The organism is Pseudoalteromonas sp. BSi20480 (genome assembly GCF_000241365.1).
Taxonomy (GTDB): Bacteria; Pseudomonadota; Gammaproteobacteria; order Enterobacterales; family Alteromonadaceae; genus Pseudoalteromonas; species Pseudoalteromonas marina.
Genome location: NZ_BADX01000061.1, coordinates 1 through 1,676, shown reverse-complemented (window position 1 = coordinate 1,676; position 1,676 = coordinate 1). Strand labels below are relative to the sequence as shown.

2 protein-coding genes are annotated in these 1,676 nt (G+C 37.9%); both read left to right on the top strand.

Features of this window, described 5'->3' with window-relative positions; translation table 11 throughout:
- Positions 1–254: 254 nt before the first annotated feature.
- A complete protein-coding gene (locus tag P20480_RS12100) occupies positions 255–578 on the top strand; it encodes a hypothetical protein (RefSeq protein WP_008128449.1) in 324 nt (107 codons plus the stop codon).
- 360 nt (positions 579–938) lie between these two features.
- Positions 939–1,652 (top strand): fatty acid metabolism transcriptional regulator FadR, encoded by a 714-nt coding sequence (gene fadR, locus P20480_RS12105; RefSeq protein WP_006793939.1) that lies wholly within the window; start codon positions 939–941, stop codon positions 1,650–1,652.
- The last annotated feature ends 24 nt before the right edge of the window (positions 1,653–1,676 follow it).

Sequence of the window (1,676 nt, the reverse complement as noted above, 5' to 3'; positions counted from 1 at the left end):
ATCGCGTTCGTTCTTGTTATCGGTCTCTCAACAGAGGAGCCTTTGCTCAATCGAACTACGACAAGGAAAGCTTAAGTTGCTGCTTAAGCCTGGGTCTCACATTACCCGAAAGGGGTTTAAATAGTAATTAAGATGGATGTATTATCCATACAAGCTAATCAATAAGGACAAAAAACAGTTGGCTGTTTTCGTTCCTCAACATTTTAGCCAACAATTTTTTGCCCATTATTAGGGCGTTATATGCAAAGGAAATTATGCAGCAAACTCACAGCCATCCATTATCAATTCCATTATTAGCTTTGGCGTTTTTACCTGCTATCGCGATAGTAGCGTGGCCAGTTTCGTTGTTCATGTCAGTTTTTATTTTCGATGCCCCCGATTCAGATAAAGTTGTAGCAAATTGGATTATTGTAGCGGTAATGCTTACTTACCCAGTGCCTAGTTATTTAGGCTTTAAAAAGGCAAAACATGGTCATGAAGCCGCAGATCTAAAAGAGTGTTTCAAAGGCTTTTTGTTAGCTTATAGTTTTCTTTTAATTTTTTACGTTGCATCATGGTTCACACCATTTTTCAACTAGTTGCGGAGTATTTTGCATATAAAAAGTGAATGGAGTCAAATCTTGACTTCGGACATTTAAAATCTTCAATGTCTACAATTGGCTGTTAGTTCAGCCACTAAATTAATTCTCGTTGTTTGCACATTTCTCCCATGTTTAACCTGATTGTAATTTGATATTTTCAATGAATTTGTTTTATTAAAAGCGATTTTTGTTCCTTTTAAATGGCCAGTCGCTCTTGCCGTTCAGTAACTTTACCTTGATGTGTATGTTCAATTTAACAATATATCTTACTTTACTTGTTAGTTGAGTTTCGTCTGGTACAATCAGTCAGTTATTCGCGTAAGCGAAACGTTGTAGATTAATTCGAGTGGGAATTGGATGAGAATTTTTAAAGCGAAAAGCCCAGCAGGATTTGCTGAAGAATACATAGTTGAGTCTATTTGGAATGGCGATTTCCCTCCAGGTTCAATTCTACCAGCTGAGAGAGAGCTCTCTGAGTTAATTGGCGTAACAAGAACCACATTACGCGAAGTGTTACAGCGTTTAGCGCGAGACGGCTGGCTAACTATTCAGCACGGCAAACCAACAAAGGTTAATAACTTTTGGGAAACGTCGGGCTTAAATATATTAGAAACGTTAGCACGTTTAGATGAAGATAAAATGCCTGAGTTGACAGATCAGCTATTGTCTGCACGAACAAATATAAGTGCTATTTATACCCGTGCTGCAATTAAGCTTAACCCTGAGCGTGTCATTGAAATTTTATCATTAAGTCACGAACTTGAAGATACGGCACAAGCATTTGCTGATTATGACTATAAAGTGCATCACGAATTGGCCGTTGCAGGTAATAACCGAATTTATGTTTTAATTTTAAACGGTTTTAGAGGGTTCTATTCTAAAATCGGTTGTCATTACTTTTCAGATCCGGGTACCCGCGAGCTTGCCCGCCAGTTTTATAAAGATTTAACTGTATTAGCGCAAAATAATGAGCACGACGGTGCAATTTCGATGATGCGTAAATATGGTCATCAAACGGGTGAAATTTGGCAGAAAATTCGTGGCGATATGCCGTCGGATATAATGGACTAAACATTTTAAAAAAACCTGCATTTG

Coding starts and splice junctions, on each gene's coding strand:
- P20480_RS12100 (WP_008128449.1), top strand. CDS start 255: ATGCAGCAAACTCACAGCCATCCATTATCAATTCCATTATTAGCTTTG.
- fadR (WP_006793939.1), top strand. CDS start 939: ATGAGAATTTTTAAAGCGAAAAGCCCAGCAGGATTTGCTGAAGAATAC.